This is a genomic window from Salinarchaeum sp. Harcht-Bsk1 (genome assembly GCF_000403645.1).
Taxonomy (GTDB): Archaea; Halobacteriota; Halobacteria; order Halobacteriales; family Salinarchaeaceae; genus Salinarchaeum.
In genome coordinates this window covers 2,450,458-2,476,231 of the sequence record NC_021313.1, presented here as the reverse complement: position 1 = coordinate 2,476,231, position 25,774 = coordinate 2,450,458, and the positions used below count along the sequence as shown (strand labels likewise).

Here is a 25,774-nt window from a genome sequence, read left to right as displayed (position 1 = left end):
GTGCGGGGTGACGACGTCGAGCCGCTGCGGACGATGGCGGGGACCGAACCACCGGGCAAGGTGACGGGGACCGAACCACCGAGCGGGGTGGCGGGACAAAACCGCCGAACGGGGACCGCTCCGTCGGTTCCGCCGGCCGGAATCGCGTCCTCGGACTGCCGAGCGGGGACCTCGTGTGGTCAGGGCCGCTCCGCGAGGAGGTGTACTCCAGCGAGTACGACGGCGCCGGCGACGAGCAGACCGACGACGAATAGCTGTGCGGCCATCGGGGCAGTCCAGCCAAGAGCGAGTCCGGCCAGGACGCCGCCGATGCCGTACAGCCCGTAGTACGTGGACCAGTCACGCGATTCGGAGTCGTCTTCCGCGGAGACGAGGTGACCGTACACTTGCTCGGCGTGCGTGCCGAGTTCCACCGTGCCTCGGTCACCGTCGAAGTCGACGACGCCCGCGTCGTCCATGCGTGGGAGGTGACACTGGTAGAGACCCACATACACTCGCTTCCGCTCCTGGGCGTCGAGCTGGGAGCGGGGTTTGTCGTTCTCTACGGCGGCGATGCGCTCGGCGAGGTCGCCGAGCGTCGTTCCCTCCTCGTCTTCGTAGAGGAGGTGGAGGACGCGTCGCCGTCGCGTGTTCTTTAGGATATCGTATACGACGTCGAGGGAGAGCGGCTCCGGTTCTCCCTGCTCCGCCGTGCCGGCATGGTCGTCGTCCGACGTGGTCAGCTGCTCGTCTGGATCGATCGGCTCCGACTCGGACGCGGTCGAACTCATGATGGACACTGGTATCGGTAACTGCGAGTAGGGAGGGTCGTTTCAACTGCAAGCCGGCCCCTTCGGGAGGACGGAGTCCCCGTCGAGCCGACCCCAGTGCGTGCGCGTACCCGGAGTGGACGCGTCTGGGACGGAGGTCGCTGGCCGTTTCCGGCAGCAACGAGCCGTTGTAGCCCGGAGCACCGATGACGTCGTTGTAACATTGCACATACCACCCGTGGCGGTAGTCTCAATACCACCAACCTGTATTAATGCCCCGTACTGTTCATCTGGCCTACTGGCTGTAAATAGATCCTACTGGCCCTAGGACAGTAATGGAAAATGGCACCGATCCCGTGAAACTAAATACAACCCAACTACTGTTGCTCTGGCGATATTCGCCGCTTCGGCCCGCCTGTTGGCAGTAGTTTCTGGTTATCGATCGGTCCTACCACTCGGCGATCGATGCGGTCGAACAATCTCCAGATGAAATTCTGGGTGGAGAAGGGGTGTGGGGGTGTAGCAAGTGGATACCGGAGCGACGAGCGTCTCGATCGCTCGGAACTGCAACTGATCGGGCACGAGTGGATACTGCTACCCGTCGACAATCGATACGGCATTGCAGTGCGACCGTGGCCGTTGGCCATTGCGGAGATCACGCGCGGAGTTCGGTGACGGCGATAGCTAGCTCGCGCCGGCGAAGCTCCAGGTTCGGTGCGGCGAGGTCGAAGCTCCGAAAGAGGCAGCTCGATCAGGTAGAGAGTAAAGCTGCTCGACCGGGGGCGAAAGTGACACTGGTCGACCGAGGTGGCGAAAGCGACACTGGTCGACCGAGGTGGCGAAAGCGACACTGGTCGACCGAGGTGGCGAAAGTGACACCGGTCGACCGAGGAAGCGTGAATGGGAACGTAGCGTCTGGGCGGTCGAAGGGAGTGCTATCGAGCACCGCAGGACGGCCGATCCGCCGTGATCAGTGGTGTTCGTGGGCCGTCGAGAGCGTCGCTTCGATCCCGGTCTCGAGATCAACCCGCGGCTCGAACCCCAGCCACGATCGTGCACGATCGATCGCGGCGAGACTGTGATCGACGTCGCCGTCACGCGGCGGGGCGTATTCGATCGGCAGATCGTCGTCTACAGCGTCGACGACGCGATGGGCCAGTTCGGCGATCGACACTCGCTCGCCAGTGCCGACGTTATAGGCTCGCCCGGTGTGTGGCGTCGTGGCCGCAGCGATCGTGGCACGGACGACGTCGTCGACGTGGACGAAGTCACGGGTCTGCTCGCCGTCACCGTGGATCACCAGCGATTCACCGGCATCGACGCGTTCCATGAAGGCCCGGATCACGCCGGCGTTCGCGTCGGCACCGTAGACGTTGAAGTACCGCAGGACGACGACCGGGACGTCGAATCGGGCGTCGTAGACCCTGGCGTAGTTGTCCGCGGCGAGTTTGTCGACGCCGTACGGCGACTCGGGTCGCTTCGGATCGGTCTCGTGGATCGGAATCGAGGCGGGATCGCCGTAGATGGCGGCGCTCGAGGCGAGCACCACGCGGGCGTCTTCACGACGGGCGAGTTCGAGCACGTCCAACGTCGCGGCGACGTTGGTCTCGCTACTTCGCTGGGGATCGTCGAGCGAGTCCTCGACGCTGACCTGGGCTGCCAGGTGGACGATCACGTCGACGTCGGTCACCACCTCGGAGAGCAGCTCTCGGTCACGAACGTCGCCCTCGATCGTGGTCACTGTCTCCGGGAGCCCCGCCTCGCTACCGGCGTCGAACCGGTCCAACACGCGAACGTCGTTGTGTCGAGCGAGCGCGTCGACGAGGTGGCTGCCGATGAAGCCGCCACCCCCGGTGACGAGCACCGAGCCGAGGTCTGGAACGCGAATGGGTTCACCTGTCACGTCCGCCACGACGGCTGCTGCGTCGTCGGGCTCCGGTGCGGGATCGAGTTCGACGGATCCGCCGTCGGGTCGGCCGGGGTCGTCGGTCATCTGCCGACACTCGACCGCCCCACGGGCATTGTAATGAAGCGATTTACCCACCGAAGGCGCCGACGTACCGATCGATTCGCTCCCGGCACTGCTCGCGGTGGTCCTCGAGGATTGCAGCGAGCGAGTGATCCTCACGGTGCCAGAGACCAGGATGGACGAGGAGCTGCATCGCGTCGGGCACCTCGTCCTCGAAGGGTCGTTGAACGCGCCACTTCCCCGCAGAGTCAGAGACGTACTCTACGTCGAGGAAGTACCGCGGCTCGTAGGTGCTCTGGAAGGCCTCGAACGTCGCCCCCAGCGCCCAGTTCGGAGGCTGGTGGATCGACGTCGCCACGACCGATACGCTCCGGTGGAAGTCGTCGGCGATGACCCGCGAGAGCGCGGAACGGTCGTCGAGGACTCGTAGCTCGAGGTCGTCGACGACCGGTTCCGACTCCCAGTAGTAGTGGGGATCGAAATGCAGGCCGACGTCGTGGCCTGCCTCGACGATCGTCCGGACGTGACGGCGGTTCTCCGGAACGAGCAGGTCGTACAGCGGTGCGGTCACCTGCAGACAGTACGTCGATTCGATACCGAGGGCGGCCTCGACGCGAGCCATCTCCGCGGCGCGGGACAGGGAGAGGTCGACGTCGTGTCGGAGCGCGATCTGTCCGTCCTCGATCGCCCCGTCGAAGCCGACGAACTCGTACCCGCGAGCGAGGAGCGTTTCGAGCAGGCCAGCGTAGACGTCGAGTTCGTAGGGGATGCCGGCGGCGTCGTCCGGGGCCTGGCTCCAGGGGTCGGCGGTCCCCCTGTCCGAATCGATCGACCGTGCCGTCGATGCGGTCGCGATTGCGGGGTCGGCACGGCCGTCCCGCTCGCCGTCCTCAGACGTCATCTGGCGCCCCCGATCCAGTGAGGTGGTTGCGGTGTTCGTATCGGTCGACGCGGTCGTGTTCGCCGCGGGACTCGAACTGGACGCCCGGTTCGGGTGCCCAGTCCTCCGCGTCCCACTCGCGGACGAGCAGGGTCCCGTCGGGCGTCGCGACGACGAAGTCGCCGGCCTCGAACGTCTCGACGATGGTGCCCGGTTCGACGCCGAACGCGAAGTCGTCGGAAAAGGGGATCGCCTCCCAGATGTCCACGCGCGTGCCGTCGTCGAGGGTGAACGCGCCCGGGTAGGGATCGGTCACCGCCCGGACGAGGTCGTAGATGTCCCGCGTGGTGTTCCCCCAGTGAATCGCACCGTCCTCGGGGTTGCGTTTGGGATAGTAGGTCACCTCGCCGCGTTGCTCGCCGTACTCGATCTCCTCGCGGAGCACCGGCCCGAGGCTATCGAACAGCATCTCCTCGATCGCCATGGTCACCTTGTGGTAGAGCGTCTGAATGTCGTCGTATGTGGTGAGGTCGAACTTCTTCGTCGCCACCACCTCACCGGAGTCGGGGCCGGGATCCAGCTGGATGATCGAGAGCAGGAAGCGGTCGAGGTCCTCGATCAACGACCAGTTCAGGGGCGAGCGACCGCGGCCACGCGGCAGTCCGAACGCGCTGCCGTGGTTGCCGAGGGCGCCGTATTCGAACGTCTCGAGGATCTCGCCCGGCACGAGGCGCTGCCAGCCGTTGACGATCATGACGTCCGCGTCGATCGACTGGAAGTGATCGAGGTCTGCCGGGTCGTCCATGCCGTACTCCTGCGGGTAGTAGATCGGCAGGTCGTGGGCGTCGGCGGTCTCGGCGAAGGACCGGTACTTCGAGGAGCTGCCGCGCCGCGCCATCTCCGGCGTGATCGAGACGATCTCCGTGATGGGAGCGTCGTACTCGAGCAACGTCTCGAGCACCTCGTGCCCCGGCCTCGTACAGCTCGCGTAGACGATCTCGGCGTCCTCGGGGACGTCGAGCGTGCGGTCGCCTGGGACGTACATCTCGCCCAGCACTGCCCGTGGATACGGCTTTGTTACGGAGGTCGTAGCAACGTCGTAGGACTGTGCTACGCCGCCCTCGGTCGGAGACGGCACTTCGGACGACTCACCTGTTGCGCCGAAGTTTCGTCCGGATCCCGTGAAGGAACGGCGCGGGATCGTCGAGCCGCAGGTAGTCGAACCGCGGTTCGACCAGACAGGAGCCGGCGATCGCGGCCGCAGTCCCGACGAAGGAGGGACGATCGACGAGCGGCGACTCGTCGGATCGCACGCTCATGAGGTGGCCGAGTTCGCCGTGGAGCAGGTGGCTTCCGAGACCGGTCCGGTAGGACGGCTCGATCTCGTCGCCCCGCCCGGTCGCCAGGAGGTAGTAGTACCACGGAAAGTCGGCACCGGCCCGGACCGTCGACGGCAACGACTGCCAGAATCGGGGGTTGATCTCCGTCAGGACGTACTCGCCGGTCCGGGCGTCGCGCATGTACTCGATGCAGGCCAGGCCGTGCCACTCGAGTTCGGCCAGCAGGTCGTGGGCGACCGACGCGAGTTCCGGGTCGCGAATCGAACGGCGATAGACGCCACCGCCGCCCGTGTAGGAGTCCCCACGGATCTGGAGATGTTGAAAGGTCGCGACGGGGTCGCCGTGGTCGTACAGCGCCGCGACCATGTACTCGCCGTCCTTCGGGACGAACTCCTGGACGATCGGCACGTGGTCGAACGCCGCGACGGTCTCCGCCCGATCGGGTTCGACGGCGGGCGGGAGGTGTTCGATCGCTTTCACCACGTCGACGTCCTCGGGCGAGCGGTCGGGGAAATACGCGTCTGCGAGGACGTTGTATCGGGACTTGACGACGTGTCGGCCGCTCCAGTCGTCGACGTCGTCGAGCGACTTCGTCTCGGGGACGGGGACGCCAGCGGCCTCCGCTGCCGCCGCGAGTGCGAGCCTGTCGTGGACTCGCTCCAGCGCGTCCATCGGCGGCACGACGAGCGAGACGTGCGCTTCGAACTGCTGGACGTACCGGGAGAGGAGGTACCCGTCCTCCGGGCGGAGCGGGTAGATCGAATCGACGTCGAACCGCTCGGCGAGCGCCAGCAACGCGTCGCGATAGGCGAGAAAATCATCGCGTGGGTCCGGAAGCGGCTCCGTCCGCTCGACGAACCGGGAGGCAGCCGCCGGCACGCCGCCTTTCTCCGAAACCACGATTGGCTCGATGCCCTTCGCTGCGAGCGATCGCACACACGCGTACGTGCTCGCCTCTCGCCCCGTCGGCAGGAGCACCGACGTCACTGTCTCTCCCCGCTCATAGTCGACTCCAACCACAGCGTCGTAAAGAGTATGAACTACCATTTGGGCGCAGGCGGACAGTAGCCTCTCGCTACACGACGGCCGAGCGCGGGCGAAGACCCGGAAGCGATCGATCGGTGCATCGGTGAGGCTGACTCGGGAGCGACGTAGCCGGCGGCGTCGAGCGTTCGACGTGTCGCACCGAACCGTCGCCGATCACGTCATCGGATGGGACCACCGAGAGGGCGGCGCGGAGCGGGCGCGTTCGGCGACGGTGCCGACGGTCGCCACGTCGACGCCCTCGTCGTCGCGGTAGTCGGCGACGGCACGACAGAACGATTCGAGGCGGGACTCGTCGCGGTCGTCGATCACGTCGATCGGACGCAGCCGGCAGTGGAACACGCCGTCGTCGCTGGCTGCCACGCGTTCGAGGCCGCGGTGGACTGCGGCGAGCGTCGGATCGGTGATCGCACGGCTGTAGAGCCGGCCCGCTGCGCTCTGGGCGGCCGAACAGTCGAGGGAGGTCGGGAGGGCGACCAGTCCGTACTCGTCGACCGTCGGGCGAACGATCGGTGGCCCCGCGACCGTGGCGTTCGCAAGCCGACGGGCAGAGCGCGCGATCGGGAGCTGCGTCGCCCTGCCGGGGATCCGCCCCCGATAGCACTCGAAGCCCCACTCCGCGAGGACGGCGCGATGACCGACGGCGTTGCATGGGAACGTCGCCGTTCGCGGAGACGGCAGGTCGTCGGGCAACGCGTCGAAGAAACCCACACACTCCGCGCGGGCGAGGTCCGAGGACACCTCGTCGTGGCCGAACTCGACGTGGGAGAATGGCATGAACGCGAACTCGTGACCCGCCGGTGCGTCGACGGTCTCCTCCACGAGATTCGGAGCGAATCGGAGTTCGGGACAGTCCTCCCACGCCTCGCGCTCGCGGTCGAACCAGCCGGGTGAGAGCGGGTGGTGTTCGTGCACGCCGTCGCAGTGCTCGAGCAGGAGGTGCCCGACGACGCCCCAGGTCGCGGGGAGGTCGTGGTCGTCGAACCGGTCGAGCAACGTTCGCCATCCCGAGCGCGCTGCTTCGACGCGCTCGACCGGTGGCGACTGACGATCGATGCAGCTCCAGCCGAGTGCGGCGTCGACCGAAATAACCACGGTGCCCATTGGCATCGGGAGTCGGCACACCGTCGAATAAACCCAGGTGACCGTTCTGGGGCTGTACGAGACGATTACCGGACGATCAGCCGCCGGGACCGGTCGTAGTACGTTCCTACGGCATCGAGAGCGTCGATGCCGCACGAGGAGGAGCCGACTACCGAATCGACACCAGGGTCGCTGCCAGTGATCTCCTTGGCGTACCGGGTGCACTCCGACGGCCGCAGCGACCGGGAGCCGGCGTCGCGAACCACTGTGTAGCGGAGCACGACACCGCTCGGAACGCATCGTATAACAAAGCGGATGCTCCGGGTGACTCCGGCTACGCCCCGCTTCGACGGGGGACCACCAGCAATGACAAGCGTGTCTCCCAGTATGACGGACGCGACAGCATCGATCGACGACTGGCCGAGTGAGCGATGGAACCGGAGGCGATTCGCGTGACGGACGCAGCGATGAGCGAGGACGCGGAGATCGCTCCGACTGCGACGCTCTCGCCGGCCGGCGTGGAGGGCGAGCCACCAGTGCTCGGTGCAGGCGCGACCGTCCGCGGTGGGACGGTGATCTACCCCGACGTCGTGATCGGCGAGGGGTTCTCGACTGGGCACGACGCGGTGATCCGCGAGGCGACCCGGATCGGCGACGACGTCCTCGTCGGCACCATGGCCGTGATCGACGGGCACGCACGGATCGGGGACGGCACCAGCCTCCAGACGAACGCGTACGTACCGACACAAACGATCGTCGGCGATCGCGTGTTCCTCGGCCCAGGTGCGACGCTGACGAACGACGCCACGCCCGTCCGCGACGAAGCAACCGGACTCGAGGGGCCGACGCTCAACGACGACGTGACGATCGGTGCCAACGCGACGATCCTTCCAGGCGTCGAGATCGGCGAGGGTGCGTTCGTCGCCGCTGGCGCGATCGTCACCGAGGACGTACCGCCGCAGACGCTTGCGGTGGGGACGCCCGCCGAGCACCGTGCCCTCCCGACGGACCTCGAGGGGAGGAACCAGCTATGAGCGACGTGTTCACCGTCGATCGGCTGTACGGCACGCTCGCACCGGCGGAGCACCGCAGTCGGTCCTTCCAGAACGGCGAAATTCCGGTCGCGGTCTACGGCCTCGGCAAACTCGGACTACCCGTCGCCGCGACGCTCGCGGAGGCCTCCGGGAACGTGATCGGTGCCGACGTGGATCCGGCAGTCGTCCGGGAACTGGAGCAGGGCCGCTCGCACGTCGACGGCGAACCGGGACTCGACGAACTCGTGGAGCGCCTGGTGGAGGACGGATCGCTCAGCGCCGTCCAGGACCCGAGCAAGGCAGCGGCGAGGGCGTCGATCCACGTGATCGTCGTCCCGACGCTGCTCGACGACGAGAACGAACCCGATCTCGCGGCGCTGATCGCGGCCGCCTCCTCGATCGCTGCGGGTCTCGACCCGGGCGACCTCGTCCTGCTCGAGTCGACGGTGCCGCCGGGGACGACCGCGGAGATGCTGGAGCCATCCCTCGCTGCCGCGAGCGGGCTCGACCCCTCCGAGTTCGGCGTCGCGTTCTGCCCCGAACGCATCAGCTCCGGGCGCGCCCTGAAGGACATCCGCGAGGCCTACCCCAAGATCGTCGGCGGAACCGACGAGGCGGCGACCGAGGCCGCTGCGCTGATCTACGAGCACGTGACCGACAACGAGGTGATCGAGACGACCGACGCGACGACCGCGGAGGCAGTCAAAGTCTTCGGCGGCGTCTACCGGGACGTCAACATCGCGCTCGCCAACGAGTTCGCCCGCTACGCCGACGAGATCGGCGTGGACGTCGAAGAAGTCACAGAGGCCGCGAACACGGTTCCCGTCACCTCGATCCTCGAACCGGGCATCGGGGTCGGCGGGCACTGCATTCCGGTGTACCCGCACTTTCTCACGAAGCCCCACACCGTCGACGGCCCGGTGATCCCCGCGGCCCGCGCGCTCAACGACGACATGCCGGCCTACGCCGTCGACCGCCTCGCCGACGAACTGGCAGCCGAGGACGTCGACCTCGGCGACGCGACCGTCGTCCTCTTCGGACTCGCCTACCGTGGCGACGTCGCGGAGACGCGGTACAGTCCGTCGGTCGACGTCGCGGAGCTGCTGGCCCAGTTCGGTGCCGAGGTCCTCGCAGTCGACCCCGTGCTCGACGACGCGACGGTCGCCGACGTGCCAACCGAACTGGTCTCCGTCGCCGAGGCCGCAACAGCCCGGCCCGACGCCGCCATATACGCCACGGACCACGGCGCGTTCGAGCGAATCGACTGGTCCACGTTCGAGCCGATGGTCGTCCTCGACGGCAGGAACGCCCTCGACCTCGCGGGAACCGAGCACCGGCAGTGCCGGCTCGGCGACGGTAAAACACCACCGCCAGCGTCGCACTGGCTCGCGAACGACCCTCGGCGAACCCAACCGTGACGGACCCGAAGCGGGGCGTCGACAGCGGATTCGCCAGTGCCGCTCGCGACGACCCGGAGCGTGACGGTGGGCCGGGCGTGGACGGCGATCGACCGATCGCCGACGCGACCGAGACGGCCTCGCAGACGTCGGACGCCAGGCGGCGCGCCGACGGCACCGCGACGGAGCAGCAAGCCGACATCCGCGTCCTGAACCTCGTGACGAACCACCGGGCGCGCTTTTTCAACCAGCAGGTGGCGGCGCTGGAGGACCGCGGCGTCGAGTGCACCACGATCGCAGTGCCGAACGACCACCAGCCAGGCGACGGCCGCTCCGTGCTCGACTACCTCCGGCTCCTGCCGCCGACGATTCGGGAGTCCTTCGGCGACTACGACTTCGTCCACGCGAACAACGGTCTGACCGCACCGGCTGCGCTGCTACAGCCGTCGCTCCCGGTGCTGGTGTCGCTGTGGGGGTCGGATCTCTTCGGCCGCTACGGCCCGATTACCCGCCGATGCGCTGCGCGTGCCGACGAGGTCGTCGTCATGTCCGACGAGATGGCCGACGCGCTCCCCTTCGAGCCCACGGTGATCCCCCACGGCGTCGACCTCGACCGGTTCGCCCCGCAGGAGCAACGGGCGGCCCGCGAGCAGGTCGGCTGGCGGACCGACTGCGAGCACGTTCTCTTTCCCTACGACCCCGGACGCGAGGTGAAGGATTTCCCGCGCGCCGAACGCCTCGTCGCGGCGGCACGCGAGCAGACAGACGTCGAGTTCGAACTCCAGACTGTCAGCGGCGTTCCACACGCTGAGGTGGCAACGTACATGAACGCCGCCACCGTGCTCGTGTTGCCCTCGAAGAGCGAGGGATCGCCGAACGCTGTCAAGGAGGCCATGGCCTGTAACCTCCCGGTCGTCGCGACCGACGTCGGGGACGTGCGGGAACGACTCGACGGCGTCGAACCCTCCGCAGTCTCCCAGGACGACGAGGTCCTCGCCAGCGCGATCGCCGAGATCGTCGAGCGTGGCGAGCGCTCCAACGGCAGGGAGCGCGTCGCCGCCGAGGTGAGCGTCGACGCGACGGCCGACCGTCTCTACGAGGTCTACCGGTCGATCGCGGACGCGGCGGAGTGAAACGACTGCTGGACGGCGGAGTGAGACTCCGACTAGGACGGCAGAGCGAGATTCTGCTGGGACGGCACAGTGAGACTCCTGCTGGGATGGCGAACGCGGACCTGCGGCGGTCTGGGTTACGTATCCGGGGAATCTGGCCACTGCCCGACGAAGGCGTTCCGATGCTCGTCGAGGAGTTCGAGGAGTGGTTCGATCTCCTCGAAGGCAGGGCCGCGACGGACCTCGAGCGGGGAGTCATCCCACTCCACGTAGCCGGACTCGGCGAGTCGTGGCAGGTGGACGTGGTGAAGCTCGATCAACCGGTGTTCGGGAAGGTCGCGGTCGATCGGGCCATCGCCGACAGCGCCGGCGTCGTCGGTGTCGAGGAGGCCGACCAGGATCCGGCGACGGACCGGGTTCTTGAGCGCGTCGAACTGCCGGCCCAGCGGGGTAGCGTCCGGCGGAAATGGCCCGTCGCTCACGATCGGTCACCCCGGTCGCGCAGCGTTCGAGCCCCGTTCCGAAAACAGACAGATTGACCAACTATTGTCACGCGCAGGGACGTCCTGCGTAGCCGTGATACCTCAACACACACGCTGATGCTGAAGGAGGATTTAACTTGCGTCCCGTCACTCGGCCTGGGAGTAGGTCGACGACACGGCTCGCTCGACCAGCGATTCGACGGCGACGCGGAGGTGTCGCGAGAGCGTCTGGGGCGCGACGCCGAACTCGTCGGCGAGTTCAGAGAGCGTGACCGATTTCGGCGTCTCGAAGTACCCACGATCGTAGGCGAGTTGCAGCGCCTCCCGTTGCTTCTCTGTCAGGTGAGAGAGCGACGACTGCTCTGTCTCTCCGGTGTGCAACTTTCTGACATCGACCGTGGCGCCTCTCTCCGCAAGCACCCGTTGAAACGATCGGAATCCGTCCCTGGTGGGGATCCGTATCTTGGCGTGAAAGCCGGTCACCGTTCGCCTGGTTTCGATGACGGTGACGTCGTGTCTGCGACAGAGAGGGAAAAAGAGTGGCTCTTCGGCTGGCCGGAGATCCGGTGTGACGACCCGGTAGAGCGTCCGGTTCTCGGCTTCGACGAGTCGTTTGACGTATTCGATCGTTTCGTCCGCCGCGACAGCAGCCTCGAACTGTTCCGGCGACGCACCGGTCACCCAGAGAAAGAATACGTACTCGACCGTAGTCTGGCCTGTGTTGACGTAGTGGGCGTCCTCGAAGACCAATTCGACGTCGGGCGTCTTCTCGAACGTAGACTCGAACAGAATCGGAGAAGAGATCGTCAGTTCCGCAATGACACTCATAGGCCGAGTCTGTCCCCACGACAAATGTGCGTAACGGCCCGACCATGTGAGGCTTTTTTGTCACAGACGGGTGCTTCCCCAGTACCTCGGGGCAGTCGCCTCGGACTCATCACGGTCAGTATCGATACGGCCAGGACCGGCACGGTGACCCGCGGTGACACGCGACGGTTGGGGAGACTACTCAGCGCCAGACGATCGCTCCCCTGCGCTCGGTAGCACCGCTATAACAAACTCCGGTGGACGCCGCCATCCTACCCGTTCGACCCACATGCGCGTTCACTTTGACGTCACGCACCCCGCTCACGTCCACCTGTTTCGACACGCGATCGAGTCGCTCGCCGCCGAGGGCCACGCGGTCGGCGTCACTGCCAGAGAGAAGGAGGTAACCACGGCTTTGCTCGACGCCTACGGCATCGAGCACGAGGTCCTCTCCCGCAAGCGCGAGGCGGCCTGGGCCCTCGGGCCGGAGTGGGGCGTGCGCACGCTCAGGACCCTGGATTACGTCCGGCGGTTCGACCCGGACGTCGTCGTGAGCCAGCTCAACCCCAGCGCCGTCGGCGCAGCGACGCTGACCCGGACGCCGAGCGTCGTCTTCCACGACAGCGAGACCGCTGGACGACTCGCGGACGTCCTCGCGCCGCTGACCGACGTCGTCTGCTCGCCGACCGGCGTCCAGCAGCGCCTCGGAGACAATCACCGCTTCTACGACGGCTTCCACGAACTCGCCTACCTTCACCCCGATCGGTTCGAGGCCGACCCCGACCTGCTCGCCGAGTACGGCGTCGATTCCGAGGCGTCCTACGCCGTCGTCCGGTTCGTCTCGATGGGCGCCTATCACGACGTCGGCGAGGCCGGACTCGCCCGGGAGCAGAAACGCCGACTCGTCGAGACCCTCGCCGAGCACGGTCCGGTCTACGTCAGCAGCGAGGGCGAACCGCCGGCGGACCTCCCAGGCGACTCCGTCCCGGTCCCGCCAGATGCGATCCACCACCTGCTCGCGAACGCCTCGGTGTTCGTCGGCGACTCCGACACGATGGCGATCGAGGCGGCGGTGCTCGGGACGCCGACGGTGCGCGTCGACTCCTTCGGCGACGGGGACGTCCTGGGTTGCTTCAACGAACTCGAGCGCTTCGACCTCGTCCACTCCACGACCGACGGCGACGAGGCCGTCGAGCGAGCGGCCGAACTGGCTGACGATCCGGCTGCAACCGACCGCTGGCGGCGACGGCGCGATCGGCTCCTCGACGAGACGGTCGACGTCTCGGCGTACATGGTCGACACCATTCGGGAGGTGGCAGGATGAGTGGAGAGTCCGCGGAGCGATCGGACGCGGACGGCCAGACCGTCGAGGACGAGGCGGGGCCAGCTCCGGACGCCAACGAAGCGTGGCCGCCGAGCGAGGTGCGGGCCGCCGACGAGGACGTGGAGGTCCAGCGCGAGTCGGCCGGGAGCGCCCCGGACGGCGTCGGCGCCGCCCGGATCGATCGCCCCGGCGTGCAGGAACCCCCACGGCCCCCGAACGAGGTCACGTCGCGGCGGGACGCGCGACCGCTCACCGGGGAACCGTCCCCGGTCGACGCGCCACCGGCCAGCGAACCGTCCGGATCGGCCATCCAGACGTTTACGCCGGGGACCAACCAGGACTGGACCGCCGGCGTGATCGCGGACGGCGATCCGCAGGTCGGCGATGACCTCCTGCCCGACCACAGCTTCGCGCTCTGTCTCACCCACGACGTCGATCGGCCGTACAAGCTGGCTCAGGCGTTCTTCTACGCCCTCCGGGATCGGGACCCCACCCAGCTGGCGTCTCTCCTGCCCGGTCGCCAGCCCAACTGGACCTTCGATACGATCCTCCAGATCGAGGCCAGGCACGACGTCCGATCGGCCTTCTACTTCCTCGACGAGCAGCGTCTGTTCCGCGACCGTCCGATGCGGGAGTGGCTCGACCTCGACGCCTGGCGGCTCTACGCCGATCGATACGACCTCGACGACCCCGCGATCGTCGAGTTGCTCCACCGTCTCGACCGCGGCGGCTGGGAGGTCGGGCTCCACGGCTCCTACGAGTCCTACGACGACCGGGAGCGACTCCGCGCGGAGAAGGAACGGCTCGAGCGCGTCCTCGGTACGCCGATCAGGGGCGGACGGCAGCACTACCTGAACCGGACGCTGCCCGAGACCTGGGAGCACCACGCCGCGATCGGCCAGGACTACGACGCGACGATCGGCTCCGCGAGCGAGATCGGATTCGGCTACGGCGACACGATCGGGCGGCCGTTCGACGACTCTTTCGTCGCCTTCCCGCTGACGATGATGGACGTCGCGATGCCCGATCCCGGGACGGACCCCGCGGCCGCATGGTCCGCAGCCGATCGCGTCCTCGAGGCCGCAGCCGAACGGGGCGCGATCACCACGGTGCTCTGGCACCCCCGCGTGTTCAACGAGAGCGACTGGCCGGGGCACACCGACCTCTACCGGCACCTGATCGAGCGCGCCCAGTCGCTGGGCGGCTGGGTCGGTTCGCCAGCGGAACTCTACGACGAACTCGATCACCCGGCGTAATCGCGGGGCGGTCCCGGAGCGACCGCCCACCGGTAGTCTCTGACCCTCCGACCACCTTCGGCCTCCTCCGACTGCCCCGACGCATCCCGACCACCTTCGACCGCATCCGATTGCCTTCGACAGCCACCCGACCCACTCCGAATTCCCCACGCGCCGCCTGCACCCCGGTAGCGCGACAGTAACAATCACCGCCTGTTGCGTGGTCCCGCGCGTTCGATGGACCTCCACCGACTCACGCTCGACGAGTGGGCCGACGCCCTCCCGAGCGGCGGATTCGAGCCGTTCCACCACCCCGACGCGCTGTCGGCGCTCGAGGCGCACAGCCAGGGCGAGTTGCGATGCTACGGCGGCTTCAAGGGCCAACAGCCGGTGGCGCTCCTCCCGGCGATCGTCCAGGACCGATCGGTCGGGCGGGCGATCCTCTCGCCGCCGCCGGGCAAGGGCATCCCGCGACTCGGCCCCGTGCTCGACCCTGCGAGCCCGAAGCAGCGCAAGCGCGAGAAGGTGAACCGGACCTTCGCGGAGCTCGTGCTCGACGACCTCGCGATCGACGGCCGCGGCACCCTCTTCCGGATGACCTGCAACGCGGACTACGTCGATCCGCGACCGTACGTCTGGTCGGACCTGGAGCTCGACACTTCCTTCACCTACCGGCTGGACACCGACGGTGAAGCGCCCGGGGCGATCCGGAAGAACTTCTCGAAGAGCCTCCGGCGCGAAATCGGCGACGCCGAGGACCTCCCCGTCACCGTCGAGCGCGAGGGCATCGACGGCGCGGAAGCGATCTACGAGGATACGCGCCGGCGCTACAACGAGCAGGACCGCCCGTTCAGGCTCTCCTGGCCCTACGTGGGCGACCTCTTCACTGGCCTCGGCGATCGCGCACGGGCCTACGTCGTCCGCGGACCCGACGGCGAGTTCCTGAGTGGGATCACGGCGCTGTACTCCAACGACGCCGCGTACTACTGGCAGGGCGGTGCTCGCGCGACCTTCGACGGCACGGCCGTCAACAGCCTCGTCCACTGGCGCATCCTCGAGGACCTCGCGACGAACGCGCCCCACGGCGCGACGACCTACGACCTGATGGGCGCCAACACCGAGCGCCTCTGTCGCTACAAGAGCAAGTTCGGCGCCGAGCTGGTGCCGTACTACGTCGTCGAGTCCGGCGGCGCCGGGATGGACGTCGCCAAGAAGGCCTACAGCCTCGTCGCGCGGTGAGGACGGCCCCAACGGCAGTCGCGTTCTCGAACGGCGCTCACCGACGCACACAGCGGCTGCAATCGATCGACGTTCGCCGAACTGGAGAGACGTCCTGCTCGAGCGCCACAACGGGCGAGAAATTTGACTGGCTGACTGCAACCGGAGGGAGCAGCCTACTCGACGTCGGCAGCGTCGGGGGGCTCGGCCGTTGGATTCTCGACGCGCGGCTCGGCGTCCTCGGGCACCCGCTCGGTGTAGTTTGACGTGGCGTTGGTCACCGCGTCGAGAAGCATGGCGGTGAGGAGCGAGACGACGCCCGCGACGGCGAGGAGGGCCGACCGGCAGACGCCGGCGTTGGTCGACCGTTGGGAGTCGGGCTGCGACGACGCCTCCGCAGGTGTAGCTGCGGACTCCGGGTCCCCAGCGATCGCGGTGAGGCCGGTCAGGATGATCCCGAGCAGGCCGCCCACAGTCGCCACCGCGCCGCCGACGAACAGCGCGAGCCGACCCCGACCGCTCGCGCCGTCGCGATCGACCCAGAGGCGGCGGAGGAAGGAGCGCAGGAGCATCCCCGAGACGCGGGGGACGTAGGTGCTGTAGGTGATGTGACTCTCCTCGTCGGCGTAGGTGAGCGGACAGGGGACGTCCGCCACGCGGAGGTTCTCGGCGCTCAGGCGGATCAGCAGGTCGTTGCAGTAGCCGAAGAACTCGTACATGTCGTCGACGCCCGCCGTCTCGAGTGCCTCCAGCGAGATCGCGGTGTAGCCGTGCTGGGGATCGCCCACCGACCAGTAGCCCGTCGCGATCTTCGTGAGGATCGTCAGCGTATGGTTGCCGACGAAGCGATGCCGGGGCATCGTCTCGTGGTGCTCGTCGAGGATCAGACGGTTCGCCTTGGCGTACTCCGCGCGGCCGTCGACCACCGGCTCGATGAGGTCTGCCATCCAGTCGGGGTCCATCTGGCCGTCGCCGCCCATCACGACCGTGACGTCGATGCGATCGGCCCGGGCGCGCTGGTAGCCGGTCTTGATCGCGCCGCCGACGCCCCGATTCTCCTCGTGACGGATCGGCACGACGCGGCGCCGGAACCCGGCGTGGGCCGCCGCACTTGCATCGTTCTCTGGATCGAAGTCCAGATCGTCGGGGAGAGCCTCGACGGCTGCGGTTGCGTCGGCCTCACCAGCCTGGAGATTGTCGCGCTCGACGGAATTCACGTCGTGCTCGACCCGATCCTGGACGCCCTCGTCGGGGGCGGCACCGGTCTCCGAGTGCTGGACGCCGCCGTCGGATCGAGGCTTGGCGGCGGCCGGGTCGCCGGATCGCGCACTCGCCTGGTTCGGCGCGGCCGATTCGTCGTCGATCCGGGCCGCAGTGTCCTGAATCTCCGTCCAGGTGCCGTCCGTCGAGCAGTCGTCGACGGGGTAGATGCGATCGACGAAGTCGGGAACCGTCTCGATCACGTCGCCGACGAACCCGACCTCGTTGTATGCCGGAATCACGACGCCGACGGTGTGGTCATCGTACATGTGCTGCTCGGCGAAGCGATCCGACGGCTCTCGGTTTGTTATGCTGGGGCTGGTTCGATCGGACGAGGGCGGTAAGCAACTGATACCCGGGGAAGCACCGAACCGGCGTCGACGCGGGAACGGCGGTCCGGCGTCGATGCGGGAACGGCGGTCCGGCGTCGATGCGGGAACGGCGGTCCGGCGTCGATGCGGGAACAGCGGTCCGGCGTCGATGCGGGGACAGCGACGGAGGGGAAAATTGTAGCGAACGGCGCAGGAGGCTCAGGGGCCCCGACCGGCGGCGCCGGCGATCCGCTCGACGGTCCGGAGGACGGCGAGGCCCTCCTCGCCAGTGACCACGGGGTCGGCCCCGTTTCGAACGGCGTCGACGAACCCCGAGAGTTCGCGCTTGAGCGGCTCGCCGTTCTCGACGGTCGGGCGCTCGACGACGTTCTCGCGCCGATACCTGAGGTCGCCGTCGGTCTCGACGTACTCCGGTAGGGAGCGACGATTGATCTTCACGGATTGCTCCATGTAGTCGACCGTGATCACGGAGTCCTCGGTCGTGATCGATAGCTCGCGGACCTTCTTCTGGGTCACACGGCTCGCGGTGAACGTGCCTACGACCTCGTCGTCGTACTGGACGGTCGCGGTCACGTACTCGCCGTCTGCGGCGGCACGAGCGTCGACGTCCTGAGCCTGAACGTCGAGGATCGACCGAACGACGTCGAGGTCGTGGATCATCAGGTCGTAGACGACGCCACTGGTGACGCCGCGTTCACGGTCGAAGGGCGGTCCGATCCGTCGGGCTTCGACGGCTATCACGTCGCTGTCGGCGAGGACGTCGGGCAGCGCACGAACAGCAGGGTTGAACCGCTCGACGTGGCCGACCTGGAGCGTGACGTCCTGCTCGCGCGCCGAACGCACCAGCTCACGGCCGGTCTCGACGTCCTTGACGATGGGTTTCTCGACGAGGAGCGCGGTCCCGGCGTCGATCGCCGAGCGCGCGAGGTCGGCGTGGTACTCCGTGGGAACGACGATCGAGACGAGGTCGACGGTCTCGAGCAGCGACTGGAGGTCGTGCGCCTCGGTGTCGTAGTCGTCGGCGATCGAATCGGCGCGCTCGCGGTCCACGTCGTAGACGCCGTCGAGGTCGACGTCCCGTAGTTCGTGGTAGACGCGTGCGTGGTGGCGGCCCATCGAACCGACGCCGATGACGCCTGCCGAGAGGTCGCTCACCTGCGCTCACCTCGGCGGGGGCCACTGGCGCCGGACGGGCAGCGGTGCCGGGGGCGCCACATTCCGAGCGTACCGGACGCAAGCCGACAGTTCATGGCTCGTACTCCCCGAGCAAGGTCGCGATCTGTTCGACCTCCGCGGCCGAGAGCCCGGGGTGAACCGGGATCGAACAGACCTCTTCGGTGGCCTGCTCCGCGACGGGCAAGATAGCCGCCCGGTCGTACGCCGGCTGGCGGTGGATCGGTGTCGGGTAGTAGACGCCGGTGTCGACGCCGTTGGATTCGAGGTAGTTCCGGAATCCATCCCTGTCGGGCGTCCGCACGGTGTACTGGTGGTAGACGTGGCGAGCGCCGGCCGGTTCGATCGGCGCGAGCACAGAGGGCGTCGCTTCGAGAGCTTCGGTGTAGCGCTCCGCTGCGCGTCGGCGCGCGGCGGTGTATCGGGGAAGCCGCCGGAGCTGCGCGCCGCCGATCGCCGCCGCGATGCTCGTCATCCGCAGATTGTGGCCGACGGACTCGTGGACGTGGGAGTCCGTTCGGCCGTGGTTCAGGTAGCGTCGTGCGCGATCGGCGACGTCCTCGTCGTCCGTGACGATCATCCCGCCCTCCCCCGTGGTCGCGTTCTTCGTCGGGTAGAAGGAGAAGCAAGCGACGTCGCCCAGCGAACCGACGCGCCGGCCGTCGAGTTCCGCGCCGTGGGCCTGCGCTGCGTCCTCGACGATCGGCACGTCGTACTCCTCGGCGATCGCACCGAGTTCGTCCATCGGTGCCGGCAGGCCGTAGAGGTGGACTGGCAGAAGACAGTCGACCTCGCCGCCGCAGTCCTCGATCGTCGCGCGGACGGCTGCCGGATCGAGCGTGTACCGCTCGGGATCCACGTCGGCGAACACCGGCGTCGCGCCGACCAGTCGCACGGCGTTGGCCGTCGCGACGAACGATAGCGGCGTCGTCACGACCACGTCGCCCGGACCGATGCCGATCGCCCGGAGCGCCGTCGTCAGCGCCGCAGTACCGTTCGCGACGGCGACGCCGTGGGTCGCCTCACAGTAGTCGCTGAACGCCGCCTCGAACTCGCGGACGGCGGGGCCGTCCGCGAGGCGGCCGTCTTCGATGACGTCCATCGCTCGAGAGAGTTCCCGGGCCCCGACGTCGGGGGCGGCGATCGGGATACTCACGTTCGATGCCCCGTTCCCGTGGCGGTAGTCGATGCAGTCGGTGCCAGGGCCTCGGTCGCGGAAGTGGCTGCGTTCATTGTGTCGTATCCCCGTACGGGCTGTGAGCGAGGTAGCGACGACCGGAGTATTGTTATAGCGACCCTTGCCAGGCCGGTATCAGGCGGCTACGAGCGGAGAAGTGTGGAGACCCGTTCGAAGGGCTGGGACCAGCAGGGGCGTGAAACCAGCCAAGCGTCGCTGATACAGCCTTGAGCCGCTGAAACCAGCCGGCGTTACGTTCCTCGCGGCTTCTCGCGTCCTGGTCGCATCCAGGACCAGATCGTTCCCGGTCCGGGGCGGCCGTCGAGGAGCCAGAGCAGCACCGCTGTACCGAGCAACGCGCCCTCGAAGACGACGTAGAGCCGACCGCGCGTCGTCTGGAGGAAGCCGAGGAATTCGACGAACAGGTGTTGGACACGGAACAGCAGCCCCGGCGTGTCAGTCGTCGGCTGCTCGACCAGCGGCCAGAGCAAGAACCGGTACGCGGCTGGCTGCTCGAGCGCCATCGGATAGACGACGTCACCCGCGAGGTGGCTGCAGTACCCGAGTGCGAACGCGAGGGCCACCCGACGACCCGTGAGGAGCGCCGAGAGCGCCATCGCTGGCACGGCGAACAGCAGGGAGTGCGCTAGCGACCGGCCGCTCGGCAGCAGGTGGAGTCCCCAGGCCAGCGGCTTATCGATCAGGTCGGGGAGCAACGCCGCGATCGTAACCGCGAGTACCGCGTCACCGCGAGGTGCTCGTCGGTACACGATCCTCGCGAACAGGGAGTACCCGAGGTAGGCGGCGGCGACGTGCTCCCACGGCCACATCTCAGGCAGCCTCGTCGCCGAGGGTCACCCAGAGGTGGCGATAGGCGGTCGACGCGTCGGGTTCGGTCGGCGCGTCGCCACGGTACAGATAGTAGTGCACGCGGAGTCGATCCCCATCCAGCGCCGGTCGCAGTTCGTGGCGTTGCGTCCAGCGCTGGCCGGGGGCGACCGTCGCGCTGTAGCGATGGAGTTCGACGGTCTCACCGGACGCGGTTGCGTCGCCGCCGGCGTCAGAGCCCGCCGCTGGGCGCCGTTCCATCGTCACCACGACGGTGTACTCGGTGGGGTCGCCCTCGTGGTTCTCGACGGCCGTGACGAGGGGCGCCGGGTCGTCCGCATCCAGTTCCTCCGGATACCCCCCGGCGACCAGCTCGTCGTCATCATTCTCGGAGAGGACGGCGAAGTCCGTGAACGACTGGCCGCCCTGGGGCATGGCGATCACGCCGCCTGCAGCGACGAGGGCAACGCCGATGCTCAGGAGCACGAGTGCGTTGAGCGCTCGCTTGGTGGGTGGACCACTCCAGAGAGCAGCCTGCACCTCACCGACCCAGCGATCGAGCGGAATGCGGAATCGATCCTCGGGCGGGAGCCGACGCCTGACGATGGCGGCCAGCAACCCGCCGATCACCACGAACGCGAGGAACGCGGCTGCGACCGTCTGGTCGGAGAAGCCCCAGGGCGAGACGGAGACGACGATACCGAGCAGTGGCAGTAGCGCGAGGCTCAGCCCGAACGAGAGGGCGAGCCGAACACGCCAGTTGACCCTATCGGGAGCCCCGATCGACGAGAGACGACCCGGGGCAGCGACCGATCCCCGGTGCGGGAACAACATGGCGACGAGTACGTATCCTGGCAAGACGACGAGTGCGGAGCCGCCGAACAGGACGCGTATCGCCTGGGGAGCATCGATCACGACTGCCAGGAACGTCGTCGCTGCGACCGCCCACGCGATGACGATGTCCACTGCGACGCGATCGGAGAGTGCCCGTTGCCAGCCGGGCATGCGAGACTCGCTGTACGTCATCGGTCGAAGATTGGTGGGTGTATCGCGACAGGATCGGCTTGCTCACTCATCGGTGAGCGGAACTCCGGTATCCGTGAAGTATTGTTATGGCTCGCATAGCGCGGGTAGGCGACGGTTCGGCGTCGTGGGGGTCCTGACGACGACGCTTACTCAGAAGCTGCGGTAGCGGGCGTCAAGCTGCGGTATTCGGGGGATGCGACCGTATACGCCCGGGGAAACCGGGTTGTAACAAAGTGCTAGACTCCGGAAGGGTCCGCCGTACCGAGCGGATCCCCCGCCGCCACAGCCGGCATATACACACGCCCCAGTCAATGTCAGAATCCGACCAAGAGTTGTCGTCGCTCGACACGATCTTCGACCTGCTCAGCAACCCACGGCGTCGCTTCGTGTTACACTACCTCAAGCGCGTTCAGGAGCCGGTCCAGCTAACGGAGCTGGCCGCCCAGATCGCGGCGAAGGAAAACGACGTGCCGGTCGACGAGCTGACGAGCCAGCAGCGAAAGCGGGCGTACGTCTCACTGTACCAGACGCACGTCCCGAAGCTCGAGGAGGTCGGTGTCGTCACGTACGACCCGGACACGGGCAACGTGGCGTTGACCGAACGGGCCGACGACATCGACGAGCAACTCGATCGGAACGGGGACGACGTCCCCTGGCAGTGGCTCTACCTCGGCGTCGCACTCACTGGCCTGGTCGGCGTGTTGCTGACCCCGCTGGCCGGCGGCGGGAGCGCTGACCAGTTCCGAATCGGCCTGTTCGTGCTCGGCGCCATCGCGGTGATCGCCATCGCGAACTACGTGTACGTGCGCCGATCGAAGCGAGACACCCTTGCCCTCATCGAGGAGGAGTGATCACGACCGTGACACCCACCACCGACGACAGACGGCGCGTGCCCGACCCGCTGACGCGTGAGCCGACACCCCGACGGAGCACCCGCTCGGCTGCTCCGACGACCGGATACAACCACGAGCACCAATCATGAACGACGAGTGGGACGAAATCGGCTACGTGATCAGTTCGAACTACCGCACCGAGGTGCTCGGCTGTCTCGCGAACGGGCCGGCGACGCCCTCGCGAATCGCCGACGAAACGGACATCTCCATCGCACACGTCTCGCGTGCGCTCCAGGAGCTTCGCGAACGCTCCGTCGTCGAGTTGCTCGTGCCCGAGGATCGACGCAAGGGTCGGATCTACGGCATCACCGAAAAAGGTGATCGGGTCTGGGCCGAGATGGACGCCGAGAACCTCATCGACTGACCGATCGATCCGTTCGTTCGGTCCCACGGGGCCCTGGCGCCGGAACACCGCTCGGATCCCCAGCGGCGTGCCGCAGTCTCTCGTTCTCTGTCCACTGGCGCCTCGAGAGCGATAGAAAGAGGAAAGCAGAGCAGAGGAGGGAAGAGCGAATAGAGGATACCAGAAGCGAGATGAGAGGGAGAAGCGAGAACGATCAGCAGCGTCGTCGTGGTCGCCGAGACGGACCTCCGCAGAGTTCCGACGGTGTCCCTCGGAGGCGCGGTCGTCGAAGAAAGTGAACGGGGACGGGAACGGAGGTGGAGACGGGGACCTGCATGCGGGCGACCCCGTGGCGCTGGGTTATTCCTCGGTCTCTTCGGGAGACAGCATCTCGGGCGATCGCTCGTAACCAGGTGTGTTTGCGAACTGTGAAATTCGCTCGAGTTCGTCGTCCGATAGCCACTGGGACATACAGTGACACCCCAAGATTCCTGCGGGTAAATAGTTACTGGACGCGGCCAAAGTAGTGTCGCTGCAGCTCTCGATATCGGAGAGTATGAGGCTCCTACATCGGTCGTAGCTCATTCATTCCTGGCAACCGAACGGGAAACGACGCCACCACCACTATGGACACTGATAGGTTTGACTCAGTCGATCACACCGCCAGTCAATAAGTGTTACGAGCTCGATACGATCAGTTCTCTGCCACCCTCTGCCACCGTGACGCGATGCCCGTCGACGTAGATCGTCGCCGAGAGCGATTCGTCGCCGGACGCGAACAACTGCCGCAAGGCGTCCGCGTCCACGACGTCGTTCAGCGGGTCCTCCAGCTCCATCGGGCCGACGCCCTTCGTCGCGGCGACCGCATAGACGATCGCTACGTCGAGGGGCTCGTCGGCTCCGACGGTGTACCGCCGGGTCGAGACGGTATCGAACGACTCGGAAGTAGTTGCCTCCTGTACGCCACCACTGTCGAGGTTTGCGTCGGATTCTCGCATTCTGGATCTCTCCCCGTGCCTCGGATGGGCAGTTGCCACGGTTGTATATATTCTTTGTGGGAATCTTGTCCACGTTTACTCGAATTGTCGTAAAATCGGCGCTTAGAAGCACTGAGACGCCACTGGTCGATCCCCGCTACTTGCCATTTATATTCGCGGTTCGGGGATCAGGTGCCGCCGACTGGGGGTCGCTCGATCTCCGATAGACGAAGCGAACCGTCGTCCGCGCGCTCGACGAGTCCGGCATCGCGGAGGTCCGCGACGACGGGATAGAGACTGAGCGAAGACATCTGGAGCGCCGAACGCAGCTCCGACGTCTTCGCGCCGTCGGTGACGGCAAGCGCCAGGTACAGCAGCTTCGAACGAGGTGATTCGAGTTGCTGCGGGACGGCCAGCTCGTCACAGCTAACCGTCGGCGGGACAGGGTTGGCCATCGCTGGAGGGTACTGCACCACCCTTCAAAAACGGCCGAGATCGTTCGCAGTTTCACGACGTGATAAGGCCGTCGTACCGCGATTTTCGAAATTTGAACGTCGCTAGACGGTCCGAGTAGGAGCGTGATACCGGGGAGTAGCCACAGCTTTATGCCCGAATCCGCAGCGAACGACCCCATGCCAGCACCACACCCCCTGCGTGGCGACGGCGGCGACGCGATCCGCGTGCTCGCTGGCGACTGCACCGGCCTCGCCGACGGCGATCGACGCGAGGAACGACGGGGCCACGTCACTGTATTAATTAAACCGGACGACACCGGAGATCTACTAGTAGATTCGAATCCGTTGCACAGTCCGACCTCCGGCCTTCATCCCCCGATTCCGTATCCTGGACACCTTCGAGATCAACAATCGAACCCCACATATCCGAGCCAATAAAATATATGTGTTTTCGAGGCGTAGCGTACTGTATGACCGACGAGCCACCATCTCCTGACGGCCCCGACGAGTTCCCCACCGACGAGGAATTACCGGACGAAACGGTAACCGTGGACGATATTACCCCGTTCACTGTCGATGACGACGACTTCGAGGACATCGATGAGTTCGCAGCCGCAGAGTGGAAAAACGAGACCACTGCGGACGAGCGAATTCGCACAGTGATCAACAGAACGACGGTTCTGAAATCGGCGGGCGACATCGCAGAGACAGCTCTCGTCTCGGAAACAAAAGCCAGAGCCACGCTCAACAAGCTCGCCGAAGAAGGCATTGTTAGCAGTCAGCAGACAGACTCCGGAAAACTGTACGCCCGAGACCCAGAGTGGCATCTCCTCAAACAGATCAGGCAACTCGCCGGTAGCGAAACGCTCGTCGATCAAATCCAGCGCGTAAAACAGGAAATCGCAGCGTACAACGCCAAATACGACGCAACCGATCCAGCGGAACTCTTGGTTTCAGACACGGAACTCGACCAGGATGAACTCGACGACGTCTCTCACTGGCGGACAGCAGAGCGGGAACTCGGCCACCTTAGAGCTGCATACCGCTTCAAAGAGGCAAAAGAGACGGCAGCCACCGTCACTGAACCGGGAGACAAACAGACGGGGAATCAGACAACGACCCCGGGCGGCAATCAGCCCTCACTCCAGTAATGGGGATGGGGAATGGCTCTCCAATCGATTCGGAAGCGATCGATGAGAGCGTGGAGCAGATGCGCCAGCAACTCGGCAGAGGGGTCGTCGAAGTCCGATTCCGGTATCGGAAAGGGAACCCGTTCACACAGCGGGAAGGAGAAGATATCAGAGCGGCACGGGTCACTGTCACCCCAGGGATTCACGAGCGAGGCGGATATTTCGATATTCAGTGGTGGGAAAATGGAGACAACAAATACCACTACCGGGAGGATGGACTAGAATTCAGGTTCGGCCGCGAGGCGGAGAATGAACCCACCGATACTCCGGAACGGCATTTTCACCCACCGGATAATCTCGATGCACATGAGCAATCCTGTATCGGAGTTGATCACCCTCCGAAACTCGTCACAATTGCTGTACTAAAGACGTGGTGGACAGCGGTGGAGAACTGTGATGGGAACCTGGTGAACGCGCAGAATGGCTTGCCGTAGTCTCGGAACGTA

25 protein-coding genes are annotated in these 25,774 nt (G+C 66.4%); 10 read left to right on the top strand and 15 right to left on the bottom strand.

Annotated elements, in window-relative coordinates; all coding sequences use genetic code 11:
- Positions 1-179: 179 nt before the first annotated feature.
- From L593_RS11360 to L593_RS16075, 6 genes are all read right to left on the bottom strand, one after another.
- Positions 180-770 carry a hypothetical protein gene (locus tag L593_RS11360; RefSeq protein ID WP_020447114.1) on the bottom strand — a complete coding sequence of 197 codons (591 nt, stop codon included), beginning with the start codon at positions 768-770 and terminating at the stop codon, positions 180-182.
- Between the two features lie 949 nt (positions 771-1,719).
- Entirely contained in the window at positions 1,720-2,742 is a 1,023-nt protein-coding gene (locus L593_RS11355) for an NAD-dependent epimerase/dehydratase family protein (RefSeq protein WP_020447112.1), read from the bottom strand.
- 43 nt (positions 2,743-2,785) lie between these two features.
- Complete coding sequence (locus tag L593_RS11350) at positions 2,786-3,619, bottom strand: hypothetical protein (RefSeq protein ID WP_020447111.1); 834 nt, start codon at positions 3,617-3,619, stop codon at positions 2,786-2,788.
- Positions 3,609-4,643: a methionyl-tRNA formyltransferase gene (locus L593_RS11345; RefSeq protein WP_144060754.1), complete on the bottom strand. Its 1,035-nt coding sequence runs from the start codon at positions 4,641-4,643 to the stop codon at positions 3,609-3,611. The genes L593_RS11350 and L593_RS11345 overlap by 11 nt, the downstream gene beginning before the upstream one ends.
- A 103-nt stretch (positions 4,644-4,746) precedes the next feature.
- On the bottom strand, positions 4,747-5,874 hold the full coding sequence (locus tag L593_RS11340) for a carboxylate--amine ligase (RefSeq protein ID WP_144060753.1): 1,128 nt from the start codon (positions 5,872-5,874) through the stop codon (positions 4,747-4,749).
- 264 nt (positions 5,875-6,138) lie between these two features.
- Positions 6,139-7,086, bottom strand: a complete 948-nt coding sequence (locus L593_RS16075) for a polysaccharide deacetylase (RefSeq protein WP_020447108.1) — start codon at positions 7,084-7,086, stop codon at positions 6,139-6,141.
- Positions 7,087-7,496: 410 nt separating this feature from the next.
- Between L593_RS16075 and L593_RS11325 the strand changes: the two genes are divergently transcribed.
- The 3 genes from L593_RS11325 (at position 7,497) to L593_RS11315 (ending at position 10,629) form a co-directional block, all read left to right on the top strand.
- Complete coding sequence (locus L593_RS11325) at positions 7,497-8,099, top strand: acyltransferase (RefSeq protein WP_020447106.1); 603 nt, start codon at positions 7,497-7,499, stop codon at positions 8,097-8,099.
- Positions 8,096-9,517, top strand: a complete 1,422-nt coding sequence (locus L593_RS11320) for a nucleotide sugar dehydrogenase (RefSeq protein WP_020447105.1) — start codon at positions 8,096-8,098, stop codon at positions 9,515-9,517. Before L593_RS11325 ends, L593_RS11320 begins: the two co-directional genes overlap by 4 nt.
- A 179-nt stretch (positions 9,518-9,696) precedes the next feature.
- On the top strand, positions 9,697-10,629 hold the full coding sequence (locus L593_RS11315; protein WP_049894463.1) for a glycosyltransferase: 933 nt from the start codon (positions 9,697-9,699) through the stop codon (positions 10,627-10,629).
- A 116-nt stretch (positions 10,630-10,745) separates the two neighbouring features.
- On the opposite strand, the gene L593_RS11310 is transcribed toward L593_RS11315, so the two are convergent.
- Positions 10,746-11,090: a hypothetical protein gene (locus L593_RS11310; RefSeq protein ID WP_020447103.1), complete on the bottom strand. Its 345-nt coding sequence runs from the start codon at positions 11,088-11,090 to the stop codon at positions 10,746-10,748.
- 147 nt (positions 11,091-11,237) lie between these two features.
- Positions 11,238-11,918, bottom strand: a complete 681-nt coding sequence (locus L593_RS11305; RefSeq protein WP_020447102.1) for a helix-turn-helix domain-containing protein — start codon at positions 11,916-11,918, stop codon at positions 11,238-11,240.
- A 268-nt stretch (positions 11,919-12,186) separates the two neighbouring features.
- Here L593_RS11305 and L593_RS11300 point away from each other — a divergent pair, with 268 nt between their 5' ends.
- The 3 genes from L593_RS11300 (at position 12,187) to L593_RS11290 (ending at position 15,695) form a co-directional block, all read left to right on the top strand.
- The gene (locus tag L593_RS11300) at positions 12,187-13,221 is read left to right on the top strand and encodes a DUF354 domain-containing protein (protein WP_020447101.1); all 1,035 of its coding nucleotides are present in this window, start codon (positions 12,187-12,189) and stop codon (positions 13,219-13,221) included.
- Positions 13,218-14,477, top strand: coding sequence for a polysaccharide deacetylase family protein (locus tag L593_RS11295; RefSeq protein ID WP_020447100.1), 1,260 nt, complete (start codon positions 13,218-13,220; stop codon positions 14,475-14,477). The genes L593_RS11300 and L593_RS11295 overlap by 4 nt, the downstream gene beginning before the upstream one ends.
- A gap of 216 nt (positions 14,478-14,693) precedes the next feature.
- Positions 14,694-15,695, top strand: coding sequence for a GNAT family N-acetyltransferase (locus tag L593_RS11290; RefSeq protein ID WP_020447099.1), 1,002 nt, complete (start codon positions 14,694-14,696; stop codon positions 15,693-15,695).
- A 155-nt stretch (positions 15,696-15,850) separates the two neighbouring features.
- On the opposite strand, the gene L593_RS11285 is transcribed toward L593_RS11290, so the two are convergent.
- The 5 genes from L593_RS11285 to L593_RS11265 all read right to left on the bottom strand — a co-directional run bounded on the left by L593_RS11285 (position 15,851) and on the right by L593_RS11265 (position 21,470).
- Entirely contained in the window at positions 15,851-17,203 is a 1,353-nt protein-coding gene (locus tag L593_RS11285; protein ID WP_020447098.1) for a glycosyltransferase family 2 protein, read from the bottom strand.
- A 261-nt stretch (positions 17,204-17,464) separates the two neighbouring features.
- Positions 17,465-18,421 carry a Gfo/Idh/MocA family protein gene (locus L593_RS11280; protein ID WP_020447097.1) on the bottom strand — a complete coding sequence of 319 codons (957 nt, stop codon included), beginning with the start codon at positions 18,419-18,421 and terminating at the stop codon, positions 17,465-17,467.
- A gap of 91 nt (positions 18,422-18,512) precedes the next feature.
- Complete coding sequence (locus tag L593_RS11275; RefSeq protein ID WP_236608585.1) at positions 18,513-19,595, bottom strand: DegT/DnrJ/EryC1/StrS aminotransferase family protein; 1,083 nt, start codon at positions 19,593-19,595, stop codon at positions 18,513-18,515.
- A gap of 272 nt (positions 19,596-19,867) precedes the next feature.
- Entirely contained in the window at positions 19,868-20,446 is a 579-nt protein-coding gene (locus tag L593_RS11270; protein WP_020447095.1) for a metal-dependent hydrolase, read from the bottom strand.
- Position 20,447: 1 nt separating this feature from the next.
- Entirely contained in the window at positions 20,448-21,470 is a 1,023-nt protein-coding gene (locus tag L593_RS11265) for a DUF1616 domain-containing protein (protein ID WP_020447094.1), read from the bottom strand.
- Between the two features lie 311 nt (positions 21,471-21,781).
- On the opposite strand from L593_RS11265, the gene L593_RS11260 reads away from it, so the two are divergent.
- Together L593_RS11260 and L593_RS11255 are read left to right on the top strand one after the other, a co-directional pair.
- Entirely contained in the window at positions 21,782-22,321 is a 540-nt protein-coding gene (locus tag L593_RS11260; RefSeq protein WP_020447093.1) for a hypothetical protein, read from the top strand.
- Between the two features lie 127 nt (positions 22,322-22,448).
- The gene (locus L593_RS11255; RefSeq protein WP_020447092.1) at positions 22,449-22,727 is read left to right on the top strand and encodes a winged helix-turn-helix domain-containing protein; all 279 of its coding nucleotides are present in this window, start codon (positions 22,449-22,451) and stop codon (positions 22,725-22,727) included.
- A gap of 656 nt (positions 22,728-23,383) precedes the next feature.
- Here L593_RS11255 and L593_RS16070 read toward each other — a convergent pair.
- Both L593_RS16070 and L593_RS11245 read right to left on the bottom strand, forming a co-directional pair.
- Positions 23,384-23,704 carry a HalOD1 output domain-containing protein gene (locus L593_RS16070; RefSeq protein ID WP_020447091.1) on the bottom strand — a complete coding sequence of 107 codons (321 nt, stop codon included), beginning with the start codon at positions 23,702-23,704 and terminating at the stop codon, positions 23,384-23,386.
- A gap of 167 nt (positions 23,705-23,871) precedes the next feature.
- Positions 23,872-24,138, bottom strand: coding sequence for a hypothetical protein (locus L593_RS11245; RefSeq protein WP_020447090.1), 267 nt, complete (start codon positions 24,136-24,138; stop codon positions 23,872-23,874).
- Between the two features lie 470 nt (positions 24,139-24,608).
- On the opposite strand from L593_RS11245, the gene L593_RS11240 reads away from it, so the two are divergent.
- Both L593_RS11240 and L593_RS15400 read left to right on the top strand, forming a co-directional pair.
- A complete protein-coding gene (locus L593_RS11240; protein WP_020447089.1) occupies positions 24,609-25,289 on the top strand; it encodes a hypothetical protein in 681 nt (226 codons plus the stop codon).
- On the top strand, positions 25,289-25,762 hold the full coding sequence (locus tag L593_RS15400; protein ID WP_201764626.1) for a hypothetical protein: 474 nt from the start codon (positions 25,289-25,291) through the stop codon (positions 25,760-25,762). Before L593_RS11240 ends, L593_RS15400 begins: the two co-directional genes overlap by 1 nt.
- Positions 25,763-25,774 lie beyond the last annotated feature (12 nt).